The sequence below is a fragment of the Streptomyces sp. NBC_00038 genome, from assembly GCF_026343635.1.
Taxonomy (GTDB): domain Bacteria; phylum Actinomycetota; class Actinomycetes; order Streptomycetales; family Streptomycetaceae; genus Streptomyces.
The window spans coordinates 9,053,424-9,078,007 of the sequence record NZ_JAPELQ010000001.1; the positions used below are offsets into that span (position 1 = coordinate 9,053,424).

At 70.7% G+C, this 24,584-nt stretch carries 21 protein-coding genes; 15 read left to right on the forward strand and 6 right to left on the reverse strand.

The window, feature by feature from the left end; translation table 11 throughout:
- Window positions 1-71: 71 nt before the first annotated feature.
- The 3 genes from OG219_RS40540 (at window position 72) to mmpA (ending at window position 2,173) form a co-directional block, all read left to right on the forward strand.
- Window positions 72-1,181 carry an oxidoreductase gene (locus tag OG219_RS40540; protein ID WP_266835316.1) on the forward strand — a complete coding sequence of 370 codons (1,110 nt, stop codon included), beginning with the start codon at window positions 72-74 and terminating at the stop codon, window positions 1,179-1,181.
- Window positions 1,182-1,253: 72 nt separating this feature from the next.
- Complete coding sequence (locus OG219_RS40545; RefSeq protein ID WP_266835318.1) at window positions 1,254-1,943, forward strand: endonuclease V; 690 nt, start codon at window positions 1,254-1,256, stop codon at window positions 1,941-1,943.
- 83 nt (window positions 1,944-2,026) lie between these two features.
- Window positions 2,027-2,173 (forward strand): morphogenic membrane protein MmpA, encoded by a 147-nt coding sequence (gene mmpA, locus OG219_RS40550; RefSeq protein WP_266835320.1) that lies wholly within the window; start codon window positions 2,027-2,029, stop codon window positions 2,171-2,173.
- A 31-nt stretch (window positions 2,174-2,204) separates the two neighbouring features.
- On the opposite strand, the gene OG219_RS40555 is transcribed toward mmpA, so the two are convergent.
- Entirely contained in the window at window positions 2,205-3,395 is a 1,191-nt protein-coding gene (locus OG219_RS40555) for a trans-acting enoyl reductase family protein (protein ID WP_266835322.1), read from the reverse strand.
- A 130-nt stretch (window positions 3,396-3,525) separates the two neighbouring features.
- Here OG219_RS40555 and OG219_RS40560 point away from each other — a divergent pair, with 130 nt between their 5' ends.
- From OG219_RS40560 to OG219_RS40590, 7 genes are all read left to right on the forward strand, one after another.
- The gene (locus OG219_RS40560) at window positions 3,526-3,906 is read left to right on the forward strand and encodes an MmcQ/YjbR family DNA-binding protein (protein ID WP_266835324.1); all 381 of its coding nucleotides are present in this window, start codon (window positions 3,526-3,528) and stop codon (window positions 3,904-3,906) included.
- Between the two features lie 130 nt (window positions 3,907-4,036).
- The gene (locus tag OG219_RS40565) at window positions 4,037-5,176 is read left to right on the forward strand and encodes a CaiB/BaiF CoA-transferase family protein (protein ID WP_266835326.1); all 1,140 of its coding nucleotides are present in this window, start codon (window positions 4,037-4,039) and stop codon (window positions 5,174-5,176) included.
- Window positions 5,173-6,315 (forward strand): acyl-CoA dehydrogenase family protein, encoded by a 1,143-nt coding sequence (locus OG219_RS40570; RefSeq protein WP_266835328.1) that lies wholly within the window; start codon window positions 5,173-5,175, stop codon window positions 6,313-6,315. The genes OG219_RS40565 and OG219_RS40570 overlap by 4 nt, the downstream gene beginning before the upstream one ends.
- Before the next feature lie 21 nt (window positions 6,316-6,336).
- Entirely contained in the window at window positions 6,337-7,551 is a 1,215-nt protein-coding gene (locus OG219_RS40575; protein WP_266472945.1) for an acetyl-CoA C-acetyltransferase, read from the forward strand.
- 32 nt (window positions 7,552-7,583) lie between these two features.
- Window positions 7,584-9,785 (forward strand): 3-hydroxyacyl-CoA dehydrogenase NAD-binding domain-containing protein, encoded by a 2,202-nt coding sequence (locus tag OG219_RS40580; RefSeq protein ID WP_266835331.1) that lies wholly within the window; start codon window positions 7,584-7,586, stop codon window positions 9,783-9,785.
- Between the two features lie 107 nt (window positions 9,786-9,892).
- Window positions 9,893-11,518 carry a thiamine pyrophosphate-binding protein gene (locus OG219_RS40585; protein ID WP_266835333.1) on the forward strand — a complete coding sequence of 542 codons (1,626 nt, stop codon included), beginning with the start codon at window positions 9,893-9,895 and terminating at the stop codon, window positions 11,516-11,518.
- Window positions 11,519-11,581: 63 nt separating this feature from the next.
- Window positions 11,582-12,322 carry an IclR family transcriptional regulator gene (locus OG219_RS40590; RefSeq protein ID WP_266835335.1) on the forward strand — a complete coding sequence of 247 codons (741 nt, stop codon included), beginning with the start codon at window positions 11,582-11,584 and terminating at the stop codon, window positions 12,320-12,322.
- A gap of 257 nt (window positions 12,323-12,579) precedes the next feature.
- Here OG219_RS40590 and OG219_RS40595 read toward each other — a convergent pair whose 3' ends face one another.
- From OG219_RS40595 to OG219_RS40605, 3 genes are all read right to left on the reverse strand, one after another.
- A complete protein-coding gene (locus tag OG219_RS40595; protein ID WP_266835337.1) occupies window positions 12,580-14,064 on the reverse strand; it encodes a sugar ABC transporter ATP-binding protein in 1,485 nt (494 codons plus the stop codon).
- Window position 14,065: 1 nt separating this feature from the next.
- Entirely contained in the window at window positions 14,066-15,139 is a 1,074-nt protein-coding gene (locus tag OG219_RS40600; protein ID WP_266835339.1) for a sugar ABC transporter substrate-binding protein, read from the reverse strand.
- Between the two features lie 67 nt (window positions 15,140-15,206).
- Window positions 15,207-16,265, reverse strand: coding sequence for an ABC transporter permease (locus tag OG219_RS40605; RefSeq protein ID WP_266835341.1), 1,059 nt, complete (start codon window positions 16,263-16,265; stop codon window positions 15,207-15,209).
- 141 nt (window positions 16,266-16,406) lie between these two features.
- Here OG219_RS40605 and OG219_RS40610 point away from each other — a divergent pair, with 141 nt between their 5' ends.
- A complete protein-coding gene (locus OG219_RS40610) occupies window positions 16,407-17,132 on the forward strand; it encodes an SDR family NAD(P)-dependent oxidoreductase (protein WP_266835343.1) in 726 nt (241 codons plus the stop codon).
- A gap of 24 nt (window positions 17,133-17,156) precedes the next feature.
- Here OG219_RS40610 and OG219_RS40615 read toward each other — a convergent pair whose 3' ends face one another.
- On the reverse strand, window positions 17,157-17,855 hold the full coding sequence (locus tag OG219_RS40615; protein ID WP_266835345.1) for a MerR family transcriptional regulator: 699 nt from the start codon (window positions 17,853-17,855) through the stop codon (window positions 17,157-17,159).
- A gap of 159 nt (window positions 17,856-18,014) precedes the next feature.
- Between OG219_RS40615 and OG219_RS40620 the strand changes: the two genes are divergently transcribed.
- Both OG219_RS40620 and OG219_RS40625 read left to right on the forward strand, forming a co-directional pair.
- Complete coding sequence (locus OG219_RS40620) at window positions 18,015-18,494, forward strand: macro domain-containing protein (RefSeq protein WP_266835347.1); 480 nt, start codon at window positions 18,015-18,017, stop codon at window positions 18,492-18,494.
- A gap of 150 nt (window positions 18,495-18,644) precedes the next feature.
- A complete protein-coding gene (locus OG219_RS40625; protein ID WP_266835349.1) occupies window positions 18,645-19,586 on the forward strand; it encodes an adenosine kinase in 942 nt (313 codons plus the stop codon).
- Here OG219_RS40625 and OG219_RS40630 read toward each other — a convergent pair.
- Window positions 19,580-21,103 carry a M1 family metallopeptidase gene (locus OG219_RS40630; protein ID WP_266835351.1) on the reverse strand — a complete coding sequence of 508 codons (1,524 nt, stop codon included), beginning with the start codon at window positions 21,101-21,103 and terminating at the stop codon, window positions 19,580-19,582. The genes OG219_RS40625 and OG219_RS40630 overlap by 7 nt on opposite strands.
- A 182-nt stretch (window positions 21,104-21,285) precedes the next feature.
- Between OG219_RS40630 and OG219_RS40635 the strand changes: the two genes are divergently transcribed.
- Entirely contained in the window at window positions 21,286-23,247 is a 1,962-nt protein-coding gene (locus tag OG219_RS40635; RefSeq protein WP_266835353.1) for a Xaa-Pro dipeptidyl-peptidase, read from the forward strand.
- Window positions 23,244-24,527: a M14 family metallocarboxypeptidase gene (locus OG219_RS40640; protein WP_266835355.1), complete on the forward strand. Its 1,284-nt coding sequence runs from the start codon at window positions 23,244-23,246 to the stop codon at window positions 24,525-24,527. The genes OG219_RS40635 and OG219_RS40640 overlap by 4 nt, the downstream gene beginning before the upstream one ends.
- The last annotated feature ends 57 nt before the right edge of the window (window positions 24,528-24,584 follow it).

Here is a 24,584-nt window from a genome sequence, read left to right on the forward strand (position 1 = left end):
AGTCGAGGTCCCGAGGTTCCCGCAGGACGCCATCTGGACGTCACTGGGGGAGTGGGCTAGCTTCGCCCGCCATGAGGGGCTTGGGAAAGACGCGACGGACGAGACGTACGAGTCGGACGGTCACCGTGGGACTGTGCGCGACAGCAGTCGCCGCCGTGCTGACGGCGGCGCCCGCGCAGGCGCAAACGGTGGCGGAGGCCGTGGCGAGGATGCCCCACTGGGAGCTGAAGGACAGCGGCACGGACGTACGCTTCCGCGGGCTGTCGGCCGTCAGCCGGAACACCGCCTGGGTGGCCGGTTCCGACGGCACCGTGCTGCGTACCGTCGACGGCGGCGCGAACTGGCGGAACGTCTCGCCGCCCGGCGCCCAGGACCTGCAGTTCCGCGACATCGAGGCCTTCGACGTGCGGCGTGCCGTGGTCCTGGCCATCGGCGAGGGCGAGGCCTCCCGGGTGTTCAGGACCGAGGACGGCGGCACGACCTGGACCGAGTCGTTCCGCAACACCGACGCCAGAGCCTTCTACGACTGCGTCACCTTCTTCGACAGCCGCCACGGCCTGGCGATGAGCGACCCGGTGGATGGCAAGTTCCGCATTCTTTCCACCAGTGACGGCGGCCGCTCCTGGAAGGTCCTGCCCGACGACGGCATGCCCGCGGCCCAGGCAGGCGAGGCGGGCTTCGCGGCCGGCGGGCAGTGCCTGGTGAGCTCGGGTTCGCGTGACGTGTGGCTGGCCACCGGTGGGGGTGCACGCGCGCGTGTGCTGCACTCCGCCGACCGGGGCCTCACCTGGACGGCCGCCGACACGACCATCCCGGCCGGCGACCCGGCGCGCGGCGTCTTCGCCCTCGCCTTCCGTGACCGCACCCACGGCCTCGCGGTCGGCGGCGACTACCGCGCCGACCAGGCCTCCCCGCAGGCGGCGGCGCTCACCCCCGACGGCGGCCGCACCTGGACGCCCGCGGCACAGCCGCCGCCCGCCTACCGCTCCGGCGTCACCTGGCTCCCGCACAGCCGCACGTCCGCACTAGCCGTCGGCCCCACCGGCACCGACCTGACGACCGACGGCGGCCGCACCTGGCGCACGCTGGACACCGGCTCGTACGACACAGTGGACTGCGCCCCCGACCTCGGCTGCTGGGCCTCCGGCGAGCAGGGCCGGGTGGCACGCCTGGAGCGTTGACCTGTTCCACGGCCGCTCGGACATGGACAGGCCGCGACCGCCCCGCTCCGTGGTCGTACGCTCGTGCCCATCATGACGACGGTACGGATCCCCGCGGGCTGGCCCGCCACCGAAGAGCAGGCGCGCGCCGTGCAGGACGAACTGCGGGGGCGCGTGGTCCTCGAAGAGGCGGGACCGTTGCCCGGCACCGGCCATGTGACGGGGGTCGACGTGGCGTACGACGACGAGCGGGACGTCGTCGTGGCCGCGGCTGTCGTGCTCGACGCGGCGACGCTCGATGTCGTCGCCGAGGTCACCGCCGTCGGCCGGGTCTCCTTCCCGTACGTCCCCGGACTCCTCGCCTTCCGCGAGATCCCGACCGTCCTGGCCGCACTCGACGCCCTGCCCTGCGCACCGGGTCTCGTCGTCTGCGACGGCTACGGCCTGGCCCACCCGCGACGCTTCGGCCTCGCCAGCCACCTCGGCGTACTCACCGGGCTGCCCACCATCGGGGTGGCCAAGAACCCCTTCACCTTCTCGTACGAGGAGCCCGGCGCCCGGCGCGGCAGCGCGTCCCCGCTCGTCGCGGGCCAGGACGAGGTGGGTCGCGCGCTGCGTACCCAGGACGGCGTGAAGCCGGTTTTCGTGTCGGTCGGGCACCGGGTGAGCCTCGATAACGCGTGTGCGCACACGCTCGCGCTCACCCCGAAGTACCGCCTCCCGGAGTCCACCCGACGGGCGGACTCCCTCTGCGGACGGGCGCTCCAGGAGGCAACTCCCTGAGCGGTCCGCACCGTTGGCTGAGTACGTGATCTGAGTACTTGTACGGATGCCGGGGCGCCGTCATGATCGGCAGGCTGTGACGTATGACGACGCACCGCGCCCCGAAGCCCGAAGTCCACCCCACCCAGTCCGTCGAGCGCGCCGTGACGGCCGCCCTCGTCCTCGCCGTGATCGCCGGAGTCGCCTGGATAGGCGGGATGATCTACACGGTCACCGGGTGGGCCCAATAGAACCTGTTCAAGTGGGCCCGACAGAGCCCGTTCAGCGGGTGGCCGCCACCCGGAACGTGATCCCCGCCCCGCGCAGCCGCTCCGTCAGCGCGTCCCCCATCGCCACCGCCGTGGTGACCTGCCCGGCCGTCTCCGGCAGCTCGTCGAAGGCCAGGGACAGCGCGGACTCCGCGAGCATCTTGGCGGTCTCGTCGTAGCCGGGGTCGCCACCCGCGACCTCCGTGAAGACGCGGCGCCCGCCGCCCTCACCCACGAACCGCACCGAGAAAGAACTCTTCGCACGCAGTTCGGCGCTCGGTCCGTCCCCGGGCTTGAACCAGTCGGACAACCAGCGCCGCGCGGGCGGCAGTTGGGCGGCCGCGAAGACCGCACCCGTCAGGGCGACGCCGCCCACCACGATCGGCAGCCGTTCGACGGCCGCGTAGTGGCGGTAGCGGAAGTCGGGCCCGTACCGTTCCAGGGCCCGTGCGGACCGCTGCACCACCTGAGGGTCGATCGTGGGCAGCGGCAGCGCCCACGCCCCGACCTCCTTGGCGAACCGCGGTGCGCTCGCCGGCGCGGAAGCCCGGCGGCCCACCAGCCGCGGCTCGTGCCGCCTGCGGTCCCGCGCCGCGGCCAGTATCTGCCGCCCGCGCGAGAACTGGGTGAGCGCCGAGGCGAACGTGCCGCCCGAGAACATCGCGTGGGTGCGCACGAAACCGTCGACCCGCAGCGGAACGCCCTCGGGAAGCTGCCGCACGGTGAAGTAGGCGCCCAGGTCGTGCGGGACCGAGTCGAAACCGCAGGCGTGCACGAGCCGTGCCCCGGTCTCCCGCGCGCGTGCGTCGTGCCGGACGTACATCAGGTCGACGAACTCGGGCTCACCGGTGAGGTCGACGTAATCGGTGCCGGCGTCCGCGCAGGCGGCCACCAGCCCCTCGCCGTACGTGATGTACGGCCCGACCGTCGTGGCCACCACGCGCGCGCTGTGGGCCAGTTCGCGCAGCGACGCCGGATCGGACACGTCCGCGTGCAGGACGCCGGGAACACTGGTGGCGCCCGCCAGCCGCTCGCGCAGCAGCTCCAGCTTCTCCGGGCTGCGCCCTGCGATCGCCCACCGCAGCCCCTCGGGCGCGTGCGCGGCGAGGTACTCCGCAGTGAGCACTCCGACGAACCCCGTGGCTCCGAAGAGCACGATGTCGTACGCGCGATCCGCGTGATCCGTCCCGTTCAGCCTGCTCATGACACTCCTGCTCGTGATCCGGCCAGCCGTGCGCGAAGCGCCGTTGTCGGTGGCTGAGGCTAGCGTGAGGTACGAGCAGCCGAACGACGAGGTCCGAAGAAGAGGCAGGGCGAACAGGCCGGAGGTAGCCGTGGCGGTGCCGAAGAACGCGCTGAAGAAGTGGGAGAAGGTGCGCGGGTTCGCCCTCGGGCTGCCCGGCGCCAACGAGGAGTTCCCCTGGGGCGAATCCGTCGCCAAGGTGAACAAGAAGGTGTTCGTCTTCCTCGGCATGGACGACGGCAGCTATCCGATGGGCGTCACGCTGAAGCTCAAGGACGAGGAGGCGCACGCCCACGCCCTGACCTCGCCCGGCGCCGAGCCCGCCGGCTATGGCCTCGGCAAGTCCGGCTGGGTGCGCATACCCCTGGAGGAGCAAGGGGCTCCGGCCGCGGAGCTGCTGTGCGACTGGGTCGAGGAGAGCTATCGCGTGATCGCGCCGAAGAAGCTGGTCGCGGAGCTGGACGCCCGCTGAGGCGCGCTGCCCGGCCGTCCGTCGCGCCGGAATTTAACTAAGCGCTTGCTCGTCAGGGGCTTGCCCGATGTGGAACACGTTCTTAACATCACTGATGTCACATCAGTAGTGTCACAGTGCTGGGGGCTTGATGGCAGTGACAGGTACGGCGGCGCACGGTCCGCTCGCCGGAGTGCGCGTGGTCGAGCTGGCGGGGATCGGGCCCGGTCCGTTCGCCGCGATGCTCCTTGCCGACCTCGGCGCCGACGTCGTCCGGGTGGACCGGCCCGGCGGCTCCGGACTCGCGATCAACCCCGAGTACGACGTCACCAACCGCAACAAGCGGTCGGTCGTGATCGACCTCAAGGCCGAGGACGGGCCCGCCCGCCTCCTGGACCTGGTGGAACGCGCAGACATCCTCGTCGAGGGCTACCGCCCGGGCGTCGCCGAGCGCCTCGGGGTGGGACCGGCGGCCTGCCACGCCCGCAACTCCGCGCTCGTCTACGGCCGGATGACCGGCTGGGGACAGGAGGGCCCGCTGGCCCAGCGCGCCGGGCACGACATCGCGTACATCGCCCTGACCGGCACCCTCGGGATGATCGGCAAGCCGGACGAGCCGCCCGTGGCCCCCGCGAACCTCCTCGGTGACTACGCGGGCGGCTCGCTCTACCTCGTCGTCGGCGTCCTCGCCGCACTCCACCACGCGCGCGCGACCGGCGCCGGACAGGTCGTGGACGCGGCCATCGTCGACGGCACCGCACACCTCTCCGCGATGATCCACGGCATGCTCGCCGCCGGTGGCTGGCAGGACCGGCGCGGCGCCAACCTGCTCGACGGCGGCTGCCCCTACTACGGGACGTACGAGACGGCCGACGGGCAGTACATGGCGGTGGGCGCGCTGGAGCCGCAGTTCTACGCCGAGTTCGTGGACCTGCTCGGGATCGAGGACCAGGCCCAGGCCCGCAAGGACCTGTCGCGCTGGGGCGAACTGCGCGAGACGGTCGCGGCCCGCTTCAGGACCCGTACGAGGGACGAGTGGACGGCCGTCTTCGAGGGCTCCGACGCGTGCGTGGCGCCGGTCCTCTCGCTGCGCGAGGCCCCTGCCCATCCGCACCTCGCCGCCCGCGGCACCTTCACCGACCACGGCGGCATCACCCAGCCCGCCCCCGCACCGCGCTTCTCCGTCACCCACACCTCCGTCCGCAGCGGCCCCGCCCAGCCGGGCGCCGACACGGCGGACGTGGCCCGCGACTGGGACGTACCGGATCTCCTGAAGGGCAGCCCCGAATGAAGCGGCAGATCTTCGCGCCCGAGCACGACGCGTTCCGTGAGACCGTGCGCACCTTCCTCGCGAAGGAAGTGCTGCCGTACTACGAGCAGTGGGAGCAGGACGGCATCGTCTCGCGCGAGGCCTGGCGGGCGGCCGGGAAGCAGGGACTGCTCGGTTTCGCGGTGCCCGAGGAGTACGGGGGCGGCGGCAACGCTGACTTCCGCTACAGCGCCGTACTGGCCGAGGAGTTCACGCGCGCGGGAGCCGCCGGGATCGCCCTCGGGCTGCACAACGACATCATCGGGCCGTATCTGACGGGCCTGGCCACCGAGGAGCAGAAGCGGCGCTGGCTGCCCGGGTTCTGCGACGGCTCGCTGATCACGGCGATCGCCATGACCGAACCCGGCGCCGGATCCGACCTCCAGGGCATCACGACGCACGCCGAGGACCGGGGCGACCACTGGCTGCTCAACGGCTCCAAGACCTTCATCTCCAACGGGATCCTCGCCGACCTGGTGATCGTGGTGGCGAAGACGACTCCTGAAGGCGGTGCGAAGGGGCTGTCCCTGCTCGTCGTCGAGCGCGGCATGGCGGGCTTCGAGCGCGGGCGCAACCTCGACAAGATCGGCCAGAAGGCGCAGGACACGGCCGAGCTGTTCTTCAACGACGTGGCCGTGCCCAAGGAGAACCTGCTCGGTGAGCCGAACGGCGCCTTCGTCCATCTGATGACGAACCTCGCGCAGGAGCGCATGGGCATCGCCGTCGCCGGGATCGCGGCCGCCGAGTACCTCCTGGAGATCACCACCGAGTACGTGAAGGAGCGCGAGGCCTTCGGACGGCCGCTGTCCAAGCTCCAGCACATCCGCTTCGAGATAGCCGAGATGGCCACCGAGTGCGCCGTCACCCGGACCTTCCTCGACCGCTGCATCGTCGATCACTCGAACGGGGAACTCGACGCCGTGCACGCCTCGATGGCCAAGTGGTGGGCCACCGAACTCCAGAAGCGGGTCGCGGACCGCTGTCTCCAACTGCACGGCGGCTACGGCTACATGACCGAGTACCGCGTCGCCAAGGCCTTCACCGACGGCCGCATCCAGACCATCTACGGCGGGACCACCGAGATCATGAAGGAGATCATCGGCCGTTCCCTCCTCGGCTAACCCTCCTGAAAGGCTTGACCAGTGAGCACCGAAGCGTACGTGTACGACGCGATCCGCACCCCGCGCGGCCGCGGCAAGGCGAACGGCGCCCTGCACGGCACCAAGCCCATCGACCTGGTCGTCGGGCTCATCCACGAGGTCCAGCGCCGCCTCCCCGGCCTCGACCCCGCGGCGATCGACGACATCGTGCTCGGTGTCGTGGGCCCGGTCGGCGACCAGGGCTCCGACATCGCCCGGATCGCCGCGATCGCCGCCGGACTGCCCGACACGGTCGCCGGCGTCCAGGAGAACCGCTTCTGTGCCTCGGGCCTGGAGGCCGTCAACCTGGCCGCGATGAAGGTCCGTTCGGGCTGGGAGGACCTGGTGCTCGCGGGCGGCGTCGAGTCGATGTCGCGCGTGCCGATGGCCTCGGACGGCGGCGCCTGGTTCGCCGACCCGATGACCAACCTGGCCACGAACTTCGTACCTCAGGGCATCGGCGCCGACCTCATCGCCACCATCGAGGGCTTCACGCGCCGCGATGTCGACGAGTACGCGGCGCTGTCCCAGGAGCGGGCGGCCGCCGCATGGAAGGACGGGCGCTTCGCGAAGTCCGTCGTCCCGGTGAAGGACCGCAGCGGGCTCGTCGTCCTCGACCACGACGAGCACCTGCGCCCCGGCACCACCGCCGACTCGCTCGCCAGGCTGAAGCCGTCGTTCGCCGACATCGGCGACCTGGGCGGCTTCGACGCCGTGGCGCTGCAGAAGTACCACTGGGTGGAGGCGATCGACCACGTCCACCACGCCGGCAACTCCTCCGGCATCGTGGACGGCGCGTCCCTCGTCGCCATCGGCTCGAAGGAGGTCGGCGAGCGCCACGGCCTCACCCCGCGCGCGCGGATCGTCTCCGCGGCCGTCTCCGGCTCCGAGCCCACCATCATGCTCACCGGGCCCGCGCCCGCGACCCGCAAGGCGCTCGCCAAGGCCGGTCTGACCATCGACGACATCGACCTCGTCGAGATCAACGAGGCCTTCGCGGCGGTCGTCCTGCGCTTCGCGCGGGACATGGGCCTGTCCCTGGACAAGGTCAACGTCAACGGCGGCGCGATCGCGCTCGGCCACCCGCTCGGCGCCACCGGCGCGATGATCCTCGGCACGCTCGTCGACGAACTGGAGCGCCAGGACAAGCGCTACGGCCTCGCCACGCTGTGCGTGGGCGGCGGTATGGGCATCGCGACCATCGTCGAACGCGTCTGAACACTCCCAACGGATCAACGGAGCAACCCCTGATGAGCACTGAGCCCACCACCATCCGCTGGGAACAGGACGAGACCGGCGTCGTCACCCTCGTCCTCGACGACCCCGACCAGTCCGCCAACACCATGAACCAGGCCTTCAAGGCCTCGATCGCGGCGATCGCCGAACGCGCCGAGGCCGAGAAGGACTCCATCCGCGGGATCATCTACACCTCCGCCAAGAAGACCTTCTTCGCGGGCGGCGACCTCAAGGAGATGATCCAGGCCGGACCGGAGGACGCCCAGCAGGCCTTCGACGCCGGTACGGCCATCAAGTCCTCCCTGCGCCGCATCGAGACCCTCGGCAAGCCGGTCGTCGCCGCCATCAACGGCGCGGCCCTCGGCGGCGGTTACGAGATCGCCCTCGCCTCCCACCACCGCGTCGCCCTCGACGCGCCCGGCTCCAAGATCGGCCTCCCGGAGGTCACCCTCGGCCTGCTCCCGGCGGGCGGCGGCGTCACCCGCACCGTCCGCCTGATGGGCATCGCGGACGCGCTCCTGAAGGTGCTGCTCCAGGGCACCCAGTACTCCCCGCAGCGGGCCCTGGAGAACGGCCTCGTCCACGAAGTGGCGGCCACCCCCGAGGAGTTGCTCGCCAAGGCGCGCGCCTTCATCGACGCCAACCCCGAGTCGAGCCAGCCGTGGGACAAGCCGGGCTACCGGATCCCGGGCGGTACGCCGGCGAACCCGAAGTTCGCCGCCAACCTGCCCGCGTTCCCGGCCAACCTGAGGAAGCAGCTGAACGGCGCCCCCTACCCGGCGCCGCGCAACATCCTCGCGGCCGCCGTGGAGGGCTCGCAGGTCGACTTCGAGACCGCGCTGGTCATCGAGGCCCGCTACTTCACCGAGCTGGTCACCGGGCAGACCGCGAAGAACATGATCCAGGCGTTCTTCTTCGACCTCCAGGCGGTCAACTCCGGCGCCAACCGTCCCAAGGGCATCGAGCCGCGCAAGGTCCGCAAGGCAGCCGTCCTCGGTGCCGGGATGATGGGCGCGGGCATCGCGTACTCGTGCGCCCGCGCCGGCATCGACGTCGTCCTCAAGGACGTGTCGGCCGAGGCGGCGGCCAAGGGCAAGGCCTACTCCGAGAAGCTCTGCGCGAAGGCCGTCTCCCGGGGACGTACCAGCCAGGAGAAGGCCGACGCGCTCCTGGCCCGCATCACGCCCACCGCGGACCCGCAGGACCTGGCCGGCTGCGACGCCGTGATCGAGGCCGTCTTCGAGGACACCTCGCTCAAGCACAAGGTGTTCCAGGAGATCCAGCACATCGTCGAGCCCGACGCGCTGCTGTGCTCCAACACCTCGACCCTGCCCATCACCGCGCTCGCCGAGGGCGTGGAGCGGCAGACCGACTTCATCGGCCTGCACTTCTTCTCGCCCGTCGACAAGATGCCGCTCGTCGAGATCATCAAGGGCGAACGGAGCGGAGACGAGGCGCTGGCCCGCGCCTTCGACCTCGTACGCCAGATCAACAAGACGCCGATCGTCGTCAACGACTCGCGCGGCTTCTTCACCTCGCGCGTCATCGGGCACTTCATCAACGAGGGTGTCGCGATGGTCGGCGAGGGCATCGAGCCCGCGTCCGTCGAGCAGGCGGCCGCCCAGGCGGGCTACCCGGCCAAGGTCCTGTCCCTCATGGACGAGCTGACGCTCACCCTCCCGCGCAAGATCCGCAAGGAGTCCAAGCAGGCCGTCGAGGAGGCGGGCGGCGCCTGGGAGACGCACCCGGCCGAGGCGGTCATCGACCGCATGGTCGACGAGTTCGGCCGCACGGGCCGCAGCGGCGGCGCGGGCTTCTACGAGTACGGCGCGGACGGCAAGCGCGGCAAGCTGTGGCCGGGCCTGCGCGAGCACTTCACGAAGCCGGGATCCGAGATCCCCTTCCGCGACATGCAGGAGCGCATGCTCTTCTCCGAGGCGCTGGACACCGTCCGGCTCCTGGAGGAGGGCGTACTGACCTCCGTCGCGGACGCCAACATCGGGTCCATCTTCGGGATCGGCTTCCCGGGCTGGACCGGCGGCGTCCTGCAGTACATCAACGGGTACGAGGGCGGCGGCGCCGGGGTGGGTACGGGCCTGCCCGCATTCGTGGCCCGCGCGCGTGAACTCGCCGAGCGCTACGGGGAGCGGTTCACGCCCCCGGCGCTGCTGGTGGAGAAGGCGGAGAAGGGGGAGCGGTTCACCGACGCCCGTTGACGACGGCGATGACGTATCGCTGAGTGACATGCCGCCCTTGCTCCCGGTGGTTCGGGGACCCGACGCTGACCGCGAACCGGTCCCCGCCCCCCACCGAAGGAGTTCCCATGGGTCGCCGCCCCGCCCTCGCCCTGCTGGAGATCCTGCGCGGCGAGGGCGTGGACCGCGTCTTCGGCAACCCCGGAACCACCGAACTGCCCTTCCTCGCCGCGCTGATGGACGCCGAGGACGCTCCCGAGTACGTCCTCGGCATCCACGAGGGCGCCGTCGTCTCCATGGCCGACGGGTACGCCCGCGCCACCGGCCGGCCCGCGTTCGTCAGCCTGCACATAGCGGCCGGGCTCGCCAACGGCCTCATCGGACTGCTCAACGCCCGCCGCTCGCGCACCCCGTTGGTGGTGATGGCGGGACAGCAGGACCGGCGCCACCTCCAGCAGGACCCCATGCTGTCGGGCGACCTGACCGGCCTTGCCGCACCCGCTGTGAAGGCCACCTTCGACGTCCAGCACGCCCGCGACCTGCCACTCGCCGTTCGCCGCGCCTTCGCCCTCGCCGTACGGCCGCCCGCGGGACCGGTGTTCCTCTCCGTACCCATGGACCTGCTCACCGAGGACACCGAGGTCGAGGTCCCGGCCCGCACCCCGACGCCCCGCAGCGGAGCGGCCGTCGGCCTGGACCGTGCCGCCGTCCTGCTCGGCGCCGCCGCCCGCCCGGTGATCGTCGCCGGGGACGGCGTGGGCCGCGAGAACGCCCTCCCCGCGCTCGTACGCGTCGCCGAGGCCTGCGGCGCGCCCGTCCACCACCAGCCGATGGCCGACTTCCTGAACTTCCCGACCACACACGCCTTGTACGCGGGCATGCTGCCGCCGCGTCACGACGCGATCCGCGACGCCCTCAAGTCGTACGACACCGTCCTCATCGCCGGTGCACACGCGTTCACCCCGCACCACTACAGCCCGGGCCCTCCGCTGCCGCCCGGCATCACGGTCGTACAGCTCGACTCCGACCCGGACGAGATCGGCCGCAACTTCCCCGCCGACACCGGGCTCGTCGGGGCCCTCGCCCCCTCGCTCGGCCGGCTGGCCGAGCTGCTGACCCAGCGCGTTCCCGCGCACACCGCGAAGGCCCGGGTGCTGCGGGCGAGCGAACGGCACACGGCCGAGCGGAACCGCACGGAAGCCGCGGCCCGCGCCGCGTACTCCCCGGCGCCGCTCGCGCCCTGGGCCGCGGCCCACGCGGTGGCGCGCGGCCTGCCACCCGACGCGGTGGTCGTCGAAGAGGCCATCACCGTGGGCCTGTTGCTGCGCCGGCTCGTACGCCTCGACCGTCCCGGCAGCTACACGCACACCGTCGGCGGCGGTCTCGGCTGGGGGATCGGGGCCGCTGTGGGCCGTGCGCTCGCCGAGCCGGGGCGGCCGGTGGTCGCGGTACTCGGCGACGGCTGTGCGCTGTTCGGGCTGCAGGGGCTGTGGAGTGCGGCGCGCAGTGCGGCGCCGGTGCTGTTCGTGGTGCTGAACAACGGCGCCTACCGCACCCTTCAGGACACCTACGAAGTCATGGGCGGCCAAGGTGCCTGTCCCGGCACCGAGTTGGGCGCACTCGACTTCACGCAGGCGGCACGGTTCTTCGGGATCGACGCGGTGCGGGCGGAGAGCGCGGACCAACTGCGTGAACTCGTCTCCGAGACAGGCGGGTTGACCCGCCCGATGCTGATCGACGTACCACTTCGGTGAGCGCGGCCGACCAACACCGACCCGCACCTTGTCAACTGCCCCCGGGCGCCCCACCATCGGTCCATGACGGACGGTCCGGCGCCCAAGTCGGTGCTCGCTCGCGGAGCGTCGCTGCTGCGTGCCTGCGGGGACTCCGAGGGCGCGCTGAGCCTCGCCGAGCTCGCGCTCCGCACGGGGCTGCCCAAGCCGACCGCGCACCGCCTGATCGGCGAGCTGGTCCGGCTCGGGCTCGTGGAGCGCGCCAAGGACGGCTGCTACCGGATCGGGCTCGCCCTCTTCGTACTCGGCCAATCGGCGCAGTCCGCACGGGAGTTGAGGGACATCGCGCTGCCCTACCTCGGTGACCTCCATGAGGAGACGCACGAGAACGTGCACCTGGCCGTCCCCGACGGGGCCGACACCCTCTTCCTTGAGAAGATCACCGGTCGCCGCGCCACCCCGATCGTCTCGCGCGCCGGCGGCCGCCTCCCGGCCCACTGCACCGCCACCGGCAAGGTCTTCCTCGCCCACGACCCCAGACCCCCGCACCTCTCCCTGCCCCGCCTCACCCCGCGCACCCTCACCCTGCCCGGCCAGCTCGCCCGAGACCTCGCCGCGACCCGAGCCCGCGGCTACGGCGTCAACCTGGAGGAGGCAGAGATCGGCATCTCCGCGGTAGCAGCCCCGGTCTACGAACGGGCCCGCGGCCCCCGCCCCATCGCCTCGATCTCGGTCACCGCAGGCACCCGCCGCCTGGACGTCGACCGCATAGGCGCGAGGGTGTGCGCGGCGGCCCGGGCACTAACGCGCGCGCTGTCGGCCTGAAACCCTTCAGCCCCGCCCTCAGATCCTTTCAGCCCCGGCCGGGGGAGATCTTTTAGCCCGTCCGGCGTTTGACGACCAGGCGGCGCCGTCCCGATCCCCCACCCACCCGTGGGGGCTCCGCCCTTCATCCCCGGCCGGGGAGAGATCCTTCAGCCCGTCCGGCGTTTGAGGACGAGGCCGTTCAGGCCGATAGCGGGGGTCTGGGGGCGGCAGCCCCCAGGAACAAGGGACGGGTAGGGGCGGAGGGGGCGAAAAACCTAGTCCCCAGCCGACCGCGCAACCCCCGCCTGCACCGCCACAGCCAACGCATGCTCCGTGAGCCGCTCCCCGTACACCTCACCCACCACCCGCCCCCGAACGAACACCAACACCCGATCGCACACCTCGGTCAACTCAGCCAAATCGGTCGACGCGAGAAGAACCGCCGCCCCACCCGCAGCCAACTCCCCGACGATGCGATGCATTTCGGCGCGCACCCCGACATCCACCCCCCGCGTCGGATCGTCCAGGACGACGACACGCGGCTCGGTGGCGAGCCACTTGGCGAAGACGACCTTCTGCTGATTCCCCCCGGACAGCCGCCCGACGATGTCGTGGGGACCACCCCGCAGCCGCAACCGCTGCGTCAAGTCACCGGTACGCCGCACCAGTTCCCCCTGCGAGGGGAACACTCCACCCCGCCCCAGAGCCAGCCAGCTCACCGAGGTCGCGTTCTCCCAGACCGTACGCTCGGCCATCAGCCCGTACCGCTTACGGTCACTGGGCACGAAGGCCACCCCCGCACGGACGGCGCCCCGCAGAGACCGAGGCAGCCCCTGGCCACCCACATCGACACGCCCCGCAGAGATCGCCGTACGCCCGCACACCACCTCCAACGCATCGAGATGGCCCGCCCCTTGGAGCCCGGCCACACCGACCACCTCCCCGGCGCGCACGGTGAAAGTGACGTCGGAGAGCCGCCCCGGCACACTCACCTCGGACAGCACCACAGGCGGCGGCCCGTCGGCGACGACCCGCGTGCGGCGTACGGGCGGAGGCGGCTGTCCGCCCAGCATCGCCGTCACCAGCTCCGGCACGTCGACCTCCTCACGCCGCGCACCGTCCAGTGCGACGTGCCCGTCGCGCAGTACCGTCACGCGCTGCGCGAAGCGCATCACCTCTTCAAGGAAGTGGGTGACGTACAGGACCGCGATGCCCTGCCCGGTGAGGGTGCGCAGCACCTGTTCGAGGCGGTCCACGGCGGCGGCGGGCAGCGCGGAGGTCGGCTCGTCGAGGACCAGCACCTTGGGACGCCGCAGCAACGCCCGCGCGATCTCCGTCAACTGCTGGTCGGCCAGGGCGAGTTCACCGAGACCCGCACCGGGGTCGACATCGAGTCCCAGCTCGGCGAGGACCGGACCGGCGGCGCGGTCCATGGCACGCCGGTCGAGCAGGCCGAAGCGGCGGGGCGGCCGGTAGGGGTAGAGGTTCTCGCGGACGGTGAGGTCGGGGAAGAGGCTCAACTCCTGGGAGACGACGGCGATTCCACCCGCCCGCGCCTCCTCCGCGAGCCGAACCGTCCCGGCGTCCGCCGCCACCGTGCCCGACAGGATCCGCACCAGCGTCGACTTACCGGCGCCGTTCTCCCCGACCAGCGCGTGCACTTCACCGCCGCGCAGCCTGATGCCCGCTCCGTCCAGCGCCTTGACCCCGCCGTACGACTTGACCAGGTCCCGCGCCACGAGCATGTCGCCGTCGCTCATGTCAGCGCGCGTCCTTGAGGGGCTTGAGCTGGGCCTGCTGGTCGCCGAGCAGCTTGTCGATCGTCGGCTTGTACCAGTCGTACGCCGCCTCGGCGGTCTTCTGCCGCGCGATGATGTCGTCGATGTTGGTCTTGTCGACGACCCCGCCGGGGGACAGGAACCAGCCGTCGAGCAGCTTGCCGTCGTTCTCGCGCACCGCCTCGATCAGCATCGCGGTCGACAGATAGCCCTTGAGGAAGTGCTGCGGGTCGATGGTGACGAAGTTCGAGCCGTCCTTGACCGCGTCGAGGGTCTTCGGGTCGACGTCGAAGCCCGCCGTGAGCCAGGTGCCCTGCTCGGCCTTCTTGATCTTCGCGAGGTTGTAGCTGTCGGCGTCACCGACGCCCAGGAAAGCGAGCGCGTCGGGGTGCGCGTTCACCTGCGCCGACCAGGAGCTGTAGTTCTGCCCGGGATCGCTGTACGTCTGGAAGGGGCCCAGGACCTTCACGTTCGGGGCCTCCTTCGCGAAGGTGTCGGAGATGCCCTTGGCCCGGTTGTCGAGCACCGGCGTCCCCGGGTTGGGCACCCCGATGACGATCTCCCCCTTCGGGTCGTCGCCGAGCCGCTTCAGCGCCTCCTTCGCCATCAGCTCGCCGAGTGCGTAATTGTCGTTGCCCACATAGAAGTTCACCTTGCTGCCGTCGGTCGGCGAGGTGTCCAGGGCGACGATGGGGATGCCCTGGTCGACGGCGCGCGCGGCGGGCCGGGTGAAGATCGGCGGGTCGAGGTTCTCCAGGACGATGCCGTCCTTGGCGCGCGCGGTGAGGTTCTGGAAGAGCTGCACCTCGGCGGGCCCGTCGGTGTTGGGCGGGCCGACCGCCTTGAAGTCGATGTTCCCCGCGTGGTCCGCCGCGCTCTCGGCGCCGAGGACCATCTCATGGGCGAAGTTCAGGCTGATGTTGGCGACCGCGATGCCCATGCTCAGCTTTCCGCCCGAGCCTGAGCCCGAGTCGTTCTCGCTGCCGCAGCCGGCGGCGGCAGCGAGGAGAGCCAGCGCGGCGGGCACGGCGAACCACGTACGCAATCGGGGGTGCATCACGGCCTCCACATCAGCCGGTCCTTGTGACCGGTCCACATCTGACGGTCCTTGTGACCGGTGAACGTCATCGGCGTCGCCGTCCGCTGCGGCGCAGCGCGCTGTCCGCCGCCACGGCGACGAGGATCACCCCGCCGGTCGCGAACGACGTCCAGTTGATGGGTACTTCGAAGAACACGAGCCCCGAGGCGACGACGGACAGGATCATCGCTCCGGCCACCGCCCCGACCACCGATCCGCGCCCTCCCGCGAGCGGAGTGCCGCCGATGATGCAGGCGGCGATGGCCTGCAACTCGTAGCCCTGGCCAAGAGTCGGGTCACCGGCGCCGTAGAAGGCGAGCGCGAGCGACGCCGCGCAGGCCGTGGTCAGCCCGGACAGGGCGAGCGCCTGTACCCGGGTGCGGACGACGGGGATGCCGCTGAACTCGGCGGCGTCCGGGTTGGATCCGATCGCCCGCACCCGAGCGCCGAAACGCGTCCGGGTCAGTACGACCGTCAGCACCACGACCACCGCGATCAGCACCCACAGGGCGAACGGCACCCCGCCCGCGTCGCCGCCCGCGAGCGTGAAGAACGAGTCGTTCAGCGGCAGATCGGTGATCTGCTTGCCGTCGGCGAGCGCGAGCCCCACGCCGCGGAACAGCATCAGCGTGCCCAGCGTCACGATGAACGAGGGCAGCGCGAGCAGCGTCGTGACCAGCGCGTTGAAGACACCGAGGAGGGTCCCGGTGAGCAGGATCGCGGGGACCGCCAGCCACGGCGGAGTGCCGTCCCGCACCAGCAGCGCCCCGACGACCAGGCACATCGCATAGGTGCCGCCCACCGACAGATCGACCTCGCGCATGGCGAGCGCGAACACCATTCCGCATGCCATCAGCGAGATGTAGACGGAGTTGTGGGCGGTGGTGAGCAGGTTGTCGCTGTCGAGGAAGTCCGGGTACGGGATGCCGATCCCGGCGATCAGCAGCCCGAGGACGACCAGCACGCCCAACTCGTCCGGGACCAGCCTGCGAACTCGGGACCAGTGGGGCCGCGGCCAGCCCGACGGCAGCTTCAACCGCCGTCCCTCGCCGCCCTGTTGACGTGCGCCCTCGGCGTCGTCCACGGCACGCTCGGTCTCGGTCATCGGGCACGGCTCCCGTACGGCTGACGCTGGCTGGGCGTTCGCCCCGCAGCCTGGGCCTCACGAACGCCCGCGGCAACAGGGCCGTTCCGGCGAGTGGAATGCGCTCTTGCCGAGGGACTGACGGTTCATCACACTCGCCCCATGGAGACACGTACCGCCCTGGTGACCGGAGCGGCACAGGGCCTCGGGCAGGAGTTCGCCGTCGCGCTCGCCGGGCGTGGATACCGGGTTGCGGGGATCGATCTCGTGCCGCAGCCCGAGACGTCCAAACGGGTGCTGGACTACCTGGAGTTGATCGCCGACGTCACCGACGAGGAGCAGATCGCGGACGCCCTTGAGCGCGTCATCGACCGGTTCGGGACACTGCACGTCCTCGTCAACAACGCGGGTGTGTACCCGGAGTCGGCCTTCGAGGACACCACGCCCGAGGAGTGGCGGCGGGTCATGCGCGTCAATCTGGAGGCGCCGTTCCTGCTGTCCCGCGCCGTGCTGCCGTATCTGAAGGCGGCGGGCTGGGGCCGTATCGTGAACATCGTGTCGGCGGCCGTCCTGACCGCGCCCCCGACGATGGTCGCGTACGTCTCCTCGAAGGCGGGCCTGATCGGCTTCACGCGCTCGCTGGCCTCCGCGCTCGGGCCCTGCGGCATCACCGTCAACGCGATCGCGCCGAGCATGGTCCGCACCGCCACCGCCGAACGGACCGTCGGCGCGGACGGCGGCTTCGAGCACGTCCGCGCCCAGCAGGCCGTCCCCAGGACCCAGGAGCCGTCCGATCTCGTCTCGACCCTGCTGTACGTCGTCGACGAGGGCAGCGGCTTCCTGACTGGCCAGACCCTCAACGTGGCGGGCGGGTCCGCCTACTTGTAGACGGCTGTCGAGCCGGGGGGTGGCTCAGGACTCCTTGAGCCACTCCCGGAGTTCTTCCTTCAGCGAGCGCTGGAACGTGGTCAGCAGCGCCTGCACCACCAGCGGCTGCATGTGCGCCGACAGCGACTTCACCGCCGCCACGGACTCGCGCTCGCCCACCGCGTCACGCAGCAGCGCGGACAACTCGTGGGCCGCCGCGCGCGAGTGCTCAAGGAGTACGGCCCGGGCCGCGAGGATCGTCTCGTGCGCGATGGGTACGTCGAGGAGCTGTACGCCGAGCCGCAGCAGCCCAGGGTCCACGCGGAACGAGTCCGCGGTCCGCGTGATGACACTCATCGCGGCGAGCCGGTCCAGATCCTCCTCGCCCAGCGAGCGCCCTGCCCGCCGCTCCAGCTCCGCGCGCGTCACGTCCTCCGCCGCGTCGGGCGCCCAAGAAGCCACCACGGCACGGTGGATGGCGAGGTCGTGGGCGCTCAGGCCGGGCGGCAACTGCTGGAGATGGCGCTCGATCGCGGCCAGCGTCATGCCCTGGTGCTGCAACTCCTCGATGAGCGCGAGCCGGGCCAGATGCTCCTGGCTGTAGTGGCCCACACGCCGTGGCCCGATCACCGGCGGCGGCAGCAGACCCTTGGTGCTGTAGAAGCGGACCGTACGGACCGTGACACCCGCACGCGCGGCCAGCTCATCGACCGTGAGCGCCGGCTCCTCGGTGTCGGTGGTCATGGCGGGTCCTGCCTCTCCGGGTCGTGCAGCGGTCAGGTGCAGCCGCTTGTGCAGCGGTCAGGTGCAACAGTATTGCTGTCTCACCAGTGTTGTGAAAGCCGCCGCCCGCTGTCCGCCCGGTCGCCGGTCACTGTCAGTGGCTGCGCCTACGGTTGCCTCATGTCAGAGATCGCGTATGTCCGGGGTGACGCCACCGTTCCGTTGGGGAAGGGCGTCAAGGTGATCGCCCATGTCTGCAACGACATCGGGGGATGGGGTAAAGGCTTCGTACTCGCCGTCTCGCGCCGCTGGCCGGAACCCGAAGCGGCGTACCGGGCCTGGCACCGGGACCGCGCACGCAACGACTTCGGCCTGGGAGCGGCGCAGTTCGTCCAGGTCGAGCGGTACGTGTGGGTGGCGAACCTGGTCGGCCAGCGGGGCATACGCACGGGCAGCAAGGGAGTGCCCGTGCGCTACGAGGCCATCGACACCGCGCTCGGACTGCTGGCCGGCAAGGCCGCCGAGCTCGGCGCGTCCGTCCATATGCCCCGGATCGGCTGCGGTCTGGCCGGTGGAAAGTGGTCCCGCGTGGAGCCGCTCGTCACAGAGCGGCTGGTGAAGCAGGGGATATCCGTGACGGTGTATGACCACGGGGACTGAGCACGGCCAACGGCCAAGAAGGGCAACGGTCATGAGGAGCAACGGTCATGCGGGGCAACGGCAATGGCTTGCGGAAAGATTCTGCAATCCATTGCCGGTACTGGTAGACCCTGCTTGACTCTCACCTGCCCAGAGCCGAGAGGAACCCCCATGACCACCGAGATCGACGTCCTCGTCCTGGGCGGCGCGGGTGTGGACACGATCGTGTACGTCCCCGAACTCCCGCTCCCGTACGCCGACAGCTACATGATCCGGCCCGGCATCGAGACCCGGGCCGGCCAGAGCGGGGACTTCGTCGCCCTCGGCGTGCACACCCTGGGCCTGCGCACGCACCACCTCGACATGATCGGCGACGACCACGAGGGCGAGCTGATCCGCGCGCTGCACCGCGACCGGGGCATCCCGCTCACCGAGGTCCTCCAGATCGGCGGCACCAAGCGCGCGGTCAATCTCGTGGACCCCGGAGGACGGCGGCTGTCGCTGTACGACGAGAGCCGCTCGCGGGAGACGGACCGGCTGCCGGAGGAGACGGTCCGGGCGCTGGCCGGGGCGAGCCGTCACGCGCATGTCGTCATCACCCACCCGTGCGCCTTCACGCTCCCCGCGCTGCGGGAGTCCGGGGTGACCCTCTCGACCGACCTGCACAACTGGGACGGCGAGAATCCCTACCACGAGCCGTTCGCCTACGCCGCCGACCTCGTGTTCGTGTCCACCACCGCACTGCCCGACCCGGAGCGGACGATGCGGCAGATCGTCGAGCGGGGCCGCGCTGAGGTGGTCGTCGCCATGGCCGGAGCCGACGGCGCGTATCTCCTGTCGGACGACGAGGTGACCCACATCTCGGCGGTCGTACCCCCGGCCCCGGTGGTGGACTCCAACGGCGCGGGCGACGCCTTCGCCTCCGGCTTCCTCCTCGGATGGCTGGCCGGCGAGCCGCCCAGGCGTTGCGCCCTGTACGGCGCGGTGGCCGGCGCCCACGCCTGCACCGTGCCGTCGACGCGGGCGGACGCCATCAGCCGCGACGAACTCTTGACCCGGGTCAAGAAGTTGGAAGCCGATGGCGCCCGCCCGCCTCACATCACACCTCAGTGATCGTGCACCGAGTCGGTCGCGGCGATCTTCTTCCAGGACTTCGGCTGGGCAGGAGCCTGGGAAGGAGTCAGCGAAGAAGCCCCGTCCGTCCCCGCGGCCCGGGCGATCGACGCGCCCTGCGCCGCAGGCGCCCCCGGCTTCGACGGCTGGAACAGCCAGGTGTCGAAGAGCGAGCCGAGTGACTGGCCCGACACCTCCTCCGCGTACGTCTGGAAGTCGCCGACCGTCGCGTTCCCGTACGCGTGCTCGCTCGGCCACCCCTTCAGGACGGCGAAGAACGCGTCGTCCCCGATCTCGTTGCGCAGCGCCTGAATGGCGAGTGCCCCTCGGTCGTAGACCGCGATGTCGAACTGGTTCTCCGGACCAGGATCGCCGGGCGCGACCGTCCAGAAGGCGTCGTCAGCCGGGTGCGAGGCGTACACGTAGTCCGCGAGTTCCTGCGCCGTCCCCTCACCCTCGTGCTCCGACCACAGCCACTGCGCGTACCGCGCGAAGCCCTCGTTGATCCAGATGTCCTTCCACCCGGCGACGGACACCTCGTCCCCGTACCACTGGTGGGCGAGCTCGTGGACGACGACGGACACGTTCGACCCGTTCGCGAACTGGCGCGGGCTGTAGAACGGCCGCGTCTGCGTCTCCAGCGCGTACCCGGTGTTGGTGTTCGGGACGTACCCGCCCAGCGCGTTGAAGGGGTAGGGGCCGAAGTACTCCGTGAGGAAGTCGGCGACCTCCCCGGTGCGCTCGATGCTCGCCCGCGCCGCCCCGGCGTTGTCGCCCAGGTCCTTGCTGTACGCGTTGATGATCGGGATGCCACTCTCGGTCGTCCCGGTCGTGATGTCGAACTTGCCCACCGCGAGGGTGGCGAGATACGTGGCCTGCGGCTTGTTGGACCGCCAGTTGTAGCGCGTCCAGCCGAGCCGTGAACTGGTCGACTGAAGCGTGCCGTTGGAGATCGCCTGGGTGCCGTCGGGGACGTTGACCGAAACGTCGTACGTGGCCTTGTCGAGCGGGTGGTCGTTGCTCGGGAACCACCACCACGCCGCCTCGGGCTCGTTCGCGCCGACGCCTCCGTCCGGAGTGCGGTGCCAGCTGGTGAACCCGTACGCGGTCTTCGACGACGGCACGCCGCTGTAGCGCACCACGATCGTCACGGTCTTGCCCTTGGCCAGCGGGGTCTTCGGGGTGATCTCCAGCTCGTGCTCGCCGGACGTGGCGAACGACGCCTTCACGCCGTTCACCCGCACCTCGCTCACATCGAGCAGAAAGTCCAGATTGAAGCGCGAGAGATCCTGCTTGGTGGTCGCCAGGAGGGTCGCCGTGCCCTCCAGCTCATCGGTCTGCGGCTGGTACTGGAGCCGCAGATCGTAGTGCGAGACGTCGTATCCGCCGTTGCCGTAGGCCGGGTAGTAGGGGTCGCCGATGCCCGGCGCCCCGGGGGAGTAACTGGCCGCCGATGCCGGGATCGCCAGCAGGAAGGAAGCGGCGAGAGCGCCCGGGGCGATGAGTCTGCGATGCACGTCAAGCTCCAAGTCGTGGGGGCGTGAAGTCTGTTCGGAGCCTATTCAGTCCCTGTGGCCCCGGTCATGTCCACGGCCACCCCTGTCACACGATCGCCATTCGGCCGTCATGAGCAATCCCGCCCCAGGGACCTTTCACAGACCCTCTTTTGCACGGGAGTTGACCGGGGTACCTTCCGCGCATGCCGATACGTGCGCGCCGTATGCGCTTCACAACCTGGAGATCGCTCGCGACGGCGGCCACCGCCGCCCTGATGGCAACCCTGCTCACCCCCGTCGCCGCACAGAGCGCGCCGCGGGAGAGCACCCCGATCTACTCGTACGACAACGCGATCCGCGAATCCGTGTGGGTGGACACCGGCCTCGACGGCGACAGCGACGGGAAGACCGACCGCGTCGCCGTCGACATCGTCCGGCCCCGCGAACTCGCCGCGCAGGGCCGCAAGATACCCGTGATCATGGACGCCAGTCCGTACTACTCCTGCTGCGGACGCGGCAACGAGAGCCAGAAGAAGACGTACGACGCGAACGGTAACGTCGTCCAGATGCCGCTGTTCTACGACAACTACTTCGTGCCCCGCGGCTACGCCTTCGTCGGCGTCGACCTGGCCGGCACCAACCGCTCGGACGGCTGTGTGGACGTGGGAGGCCGCTCCGACATCCAGTCCGCGAAGGCGGTCGTCGACTGGCTGAACGGCCGGGCCAAGGCGTACACCAGCCGCACCGGAGCCACCACGTCCAAGGCCACCTGGACCAACGGCAAAACCGGCATGGTCGGCAAGAGCTGGGACGGCACCATCGCCAACGGCGTCGCCGCCACCGGCGTCAAGGGCCTCGAGACCATCGTGCCGATCAGCGCCATCTCCTCCTGGTACGACTACTACTTCAGCGAGGGCGCCCCGCTGTACGACTCGGGCCCGGACTGGCTGTCCGACTACGTCGACAGCCCCGACGCCCGCGCGAAGTGCGCCGCGGTCCAGCAGAAGATCGTCGACGGGGCACCGCGCACCGGTGACTGGACCCCGTTCTGGACCGAGCGCGACTACGTGAAGGACGCGGACAAGGTCAAGGCGAGCGTCTTCCTGATCCATGGCGCCCAGGACCTCAACGTCCGTACCCAGCACGTCGGTCCGTGGTGGGACGCCCTGGCCGAGAACGGCGTCGACCGCAAGATCTGGATCTCGCAGACCGGCCATGTCGACCCCTTCGACTTCCGCCGCGCCGAGTGGGTCGACACCCTGCACCGCTGGTTCGACCATGAACTCCTCGGCTACGACAACGGCATCGACGACGAGCCGATGGCCGACATCGAGCGCCACCCCGACCAGTGGGTGACCTCCAGCGTCTGGCCGCCCCGCGCCACCGACACCACCACCCTCCGCCCGGCCACGGGCTCCGCGGCGGGCGTCGGCACCCTCGGACTGGCCAAGGGCTCCGGAACCGAGACCTTCACCGACAACCCGCAGCTGAGCGAGACCGACTGGGCCGCGTACATCGACCAGTCGACCCCCGAGAAGGCCGGTTTCGTCACTCAGCCGCTGACGAAGGACCTGCGCCTGTCCGGCTCGTCGAAGGTGACGGTCACCGCCACCCCGACGACCTCAACGGCCCATCTCACCGCGGTACTTGTCGATCTCGGGCCTGACACCATCCGCGACTACGCCGCCTCCGGCGAGGGCATCACCACCCTCACCGACCGCACCTGCTGGGGCCCGAGCACGACCGGCGACAGCTCCTGCTTCAAGGTGACGCAGTCGAAGAACGCGGACGTCGACTACACGGTCTTCAGCCGCGGCTGGGCCGACCTCGGCAACTACGCCTCGGCGGCGAAGGGCGTCCCGCTCACCCCCGGCAAGGCGTACACGATCACCCTCGACCTGGCCGCCACCGACCACGTCGTCCCCCAGGGCCACCGGCTCGCCCTGATCGTCGCGGGCACCGACAAGGACCTCATCGACCCGCCGTCGAGCACCCCGACCCTGACGCTCGACCTGTCCCGCACCTCGGCCAAGGTCCCGCTGGTCGGCGGCGCCAAGGCCTTCACCAAGGCGACGTCGGGTTCCGCCGCGGCTCCGAGCGCCTCCGTCCTGGACGGCGTACGCGACCCGCGCACCGCCCTCCGAATCCCGGGAGTGACCAGTTGACCGGCTTACGTATCAGCGCCCTGGCCGTGGCGGTCACCGCCACGGCCCTGGCCGCGCCCCTGCTGACCGCACCGGCCTACGCGGCGGAAGCCCCGCCGCGCACCGGCTTCGAGCAGACCGATGGCGCCCGCTGGACCAGCCAGCCCGAGGAGCAGGACTTCCTGGCGGCCGTCGACAGGGCGAGCGACCGCGTCTCGGTGGCCCGGATCGGCACGACCAAACAGGGCCGCCCGCTCCAGCTCGTCCGCGTGGGCGCCCAACGCGCGGCCACCACCGTGCTCCTGGTGTGCAGTCAGCACGGCGACGAGCCGTCCGGGCGCGAGGCCTGCCTCACCACGATCCGCGACCTGGCGTACACGAAGGACCAGAGCACCCAGCGCTTCCTGAGGAGCACCACCCTCCTCGTGGTGCCCACCGCCAACCCGGACGGCCGCGCCGCCGACACCCGCGGCAACAGCGACGGCCTCGACATCAACCGCGACCACCTCGCGCTCCAGACCGCCGAGGCCCGTGCGATGGCAGCGGTCGTCCGCGACCGCGAGCCCGACGTCGTCTACGACCTGCACGAGTACGGCGCCACGCCCCCGTACTACGACAAGGACCTCTTCGACCTCTGGCCGCGCAACCTCAACACGGACACGGCCGTGCACGACGAGGCGCAGACCCTGTCGCTGGACTACGTACGGCCCGCCGCCCAGGACGAGGGGTACTCGACGGGCACCTACGGCATCTGGACCGACCCCGTGACCGGCGATCCGATCCAGCAGGTGGCCGGGGACGGCCAGGAACGCATCCTGCGGAACATGTCGGGCGTCAAACACTCCGCGGGACTCCTCATCGAGAGCCGCGTCGACCCCCTCACGGATGCCGAACAGGCGGACCCGGCCCTGAACAACCGCCGCCGGGTCGACTCCCAACTGGCCGCGCTCGGAGGCCTGTTCACCTTCACCGGTGAGCGCCGCGCACAGGTCGAGGCAGCCACCTCGGCGGCCCGGATCAAGGGTTACCTGGACAGTGGCCCGGTCTACGTCGGCGGTGCCGACAACGACCCGGCGGAACCGGCCGAGGTGATCCAGGACCCGCCCTGCGGCTACCGGCTCACGGCGGACCAGCACACGGACCTGAGCGACGAACTCGCCCTCCACGGCGTCCGCGTACAACAGCAGGCCGACGGCGTACTCGTACCCCTTAGGCAGTCCCTGCGAGCCCTCGTCCCGCTGCTCCTCGACGAGCGCGCTCCGTACCACCTCATGGCCGGGGAGCCCGACACCGACTGCTGAGACGCTGAGAACGGCCGTGCCTGTGATAGGGCGTATGGGTGCAATAGCACCCATACG

Coding starts and splice junctions, on each gene's coding strand:
- OG219_RS40540 (WP_266835316.1), top strand. CDS start 72: ATGAGGGGCTTGGGAAAGACGCGACGGACGAGACGTACGAGTCGGACG.
- OG219_RS40545 (WP_266835318.1), top strand. CDS start 1,254: ATGACGACGGTACGGATCCCCGCGGGCTGGCCCGCCACCGAAGAGCAG.
- mmpA (WP_266835320.1), top strand. CDS start 2,027: ATGACGACGCACCGCGCCCCGAAGCCCGAAGTCCACCCCACCCAGTCC.
- OG219_RS40555 (WP_266835322.1), bottom strand. CDS start 3,395: ATGAGCAGGCTGAACGGGACGGATCACGCGGATCGCGCGTACGACATC.
- OG219_RS40565 (WP_266835326.1), top strand. CDS start 4,037: ATGGCAGTGACAGGTACGGCGGCGCACGGTCCGCTCGCCGGAGTGCGC.
- OG219_RS40570 (WP_266835328.1), top strand. CDS start 5,173: ATGAAGCGGCAGATCTTCGCGCCCGAGCACGACGCGTTCCGTGAGACC.
- OG219_RS40580 (WP_266835331.1), top strand. CDS start 7,584: ATGAGCACTGAGCCCACCACCATCCGCTGGGAACAGGACGAGACCGGC.
- OG219_RS40585 (WP_266835333.1), top strand. CDS start 9,893: ATGGGTCGCCGCCCCGCCCTCGCCCTGCTGGAGATCCTGCGCGGCGAG.
- OG219_RS40590 (WP_266835335.1), top strand. CDS start 11,582: ATGACGGACGGTCCGGCGCCCAAGTCGGTGCTCGCTCGCGGAGCGTCG.
- OG219_RS40595 (WP_266835337.1), bottom strand. CDS start 14,064: ATGAGCGACGGCGACATGCTCGTGGCGCGGGACCTGGTCAAGTCGTAC.
- OG219_RS40600 (WP_266835339.1), bottom strand. CDS start 15,139: ATGCACCCCCGATTGCGTACGTGGTTCGCCGTGCCCGCCGCGCTGGCT.
- OG219_RS40605 (WP_266835341.1), bottom strand. CDS start 16,265: ATGACCGAGACCGAGCGTGCCGTGGACGACGCCGAGGGCGCACGTCAA.
- OG219_RS40610 (WP_266835343.1), top strand. CDS start 16,407: ATGGAGACACGTACCGCCCTGGTGACCGGAGCGGCACAGGGCCTCGGG.
- OG219_RS40615 (WP_266835345.1), bottom strand. CDS start 17,855: ATGACCACCGACACCGAGGAGCCGGCGCTCACGGTCGATGAGCTGGCC.
- OG219_RS40620 (WP_266835347.1), top strand. CDS start 18,015: ATGTCAGAGATCGCGTATGTCCGGGGTGACGCCACCGTTCCGTTGGGG.
- OG219_RS40625 (WP_266835349.1), top strand. CDS start 18,645: ATGACCACCGAGATCGACGTCCTCGTCCTGGGCGGCGCGGGTGTGGAC.
- OG219_RS40635 (WP_266835353.1), top strand. CDS start 21,286: ATGCCGATACGTGCGCGCCGTATGCGCTTCACAACCTGGAGATCGCTC.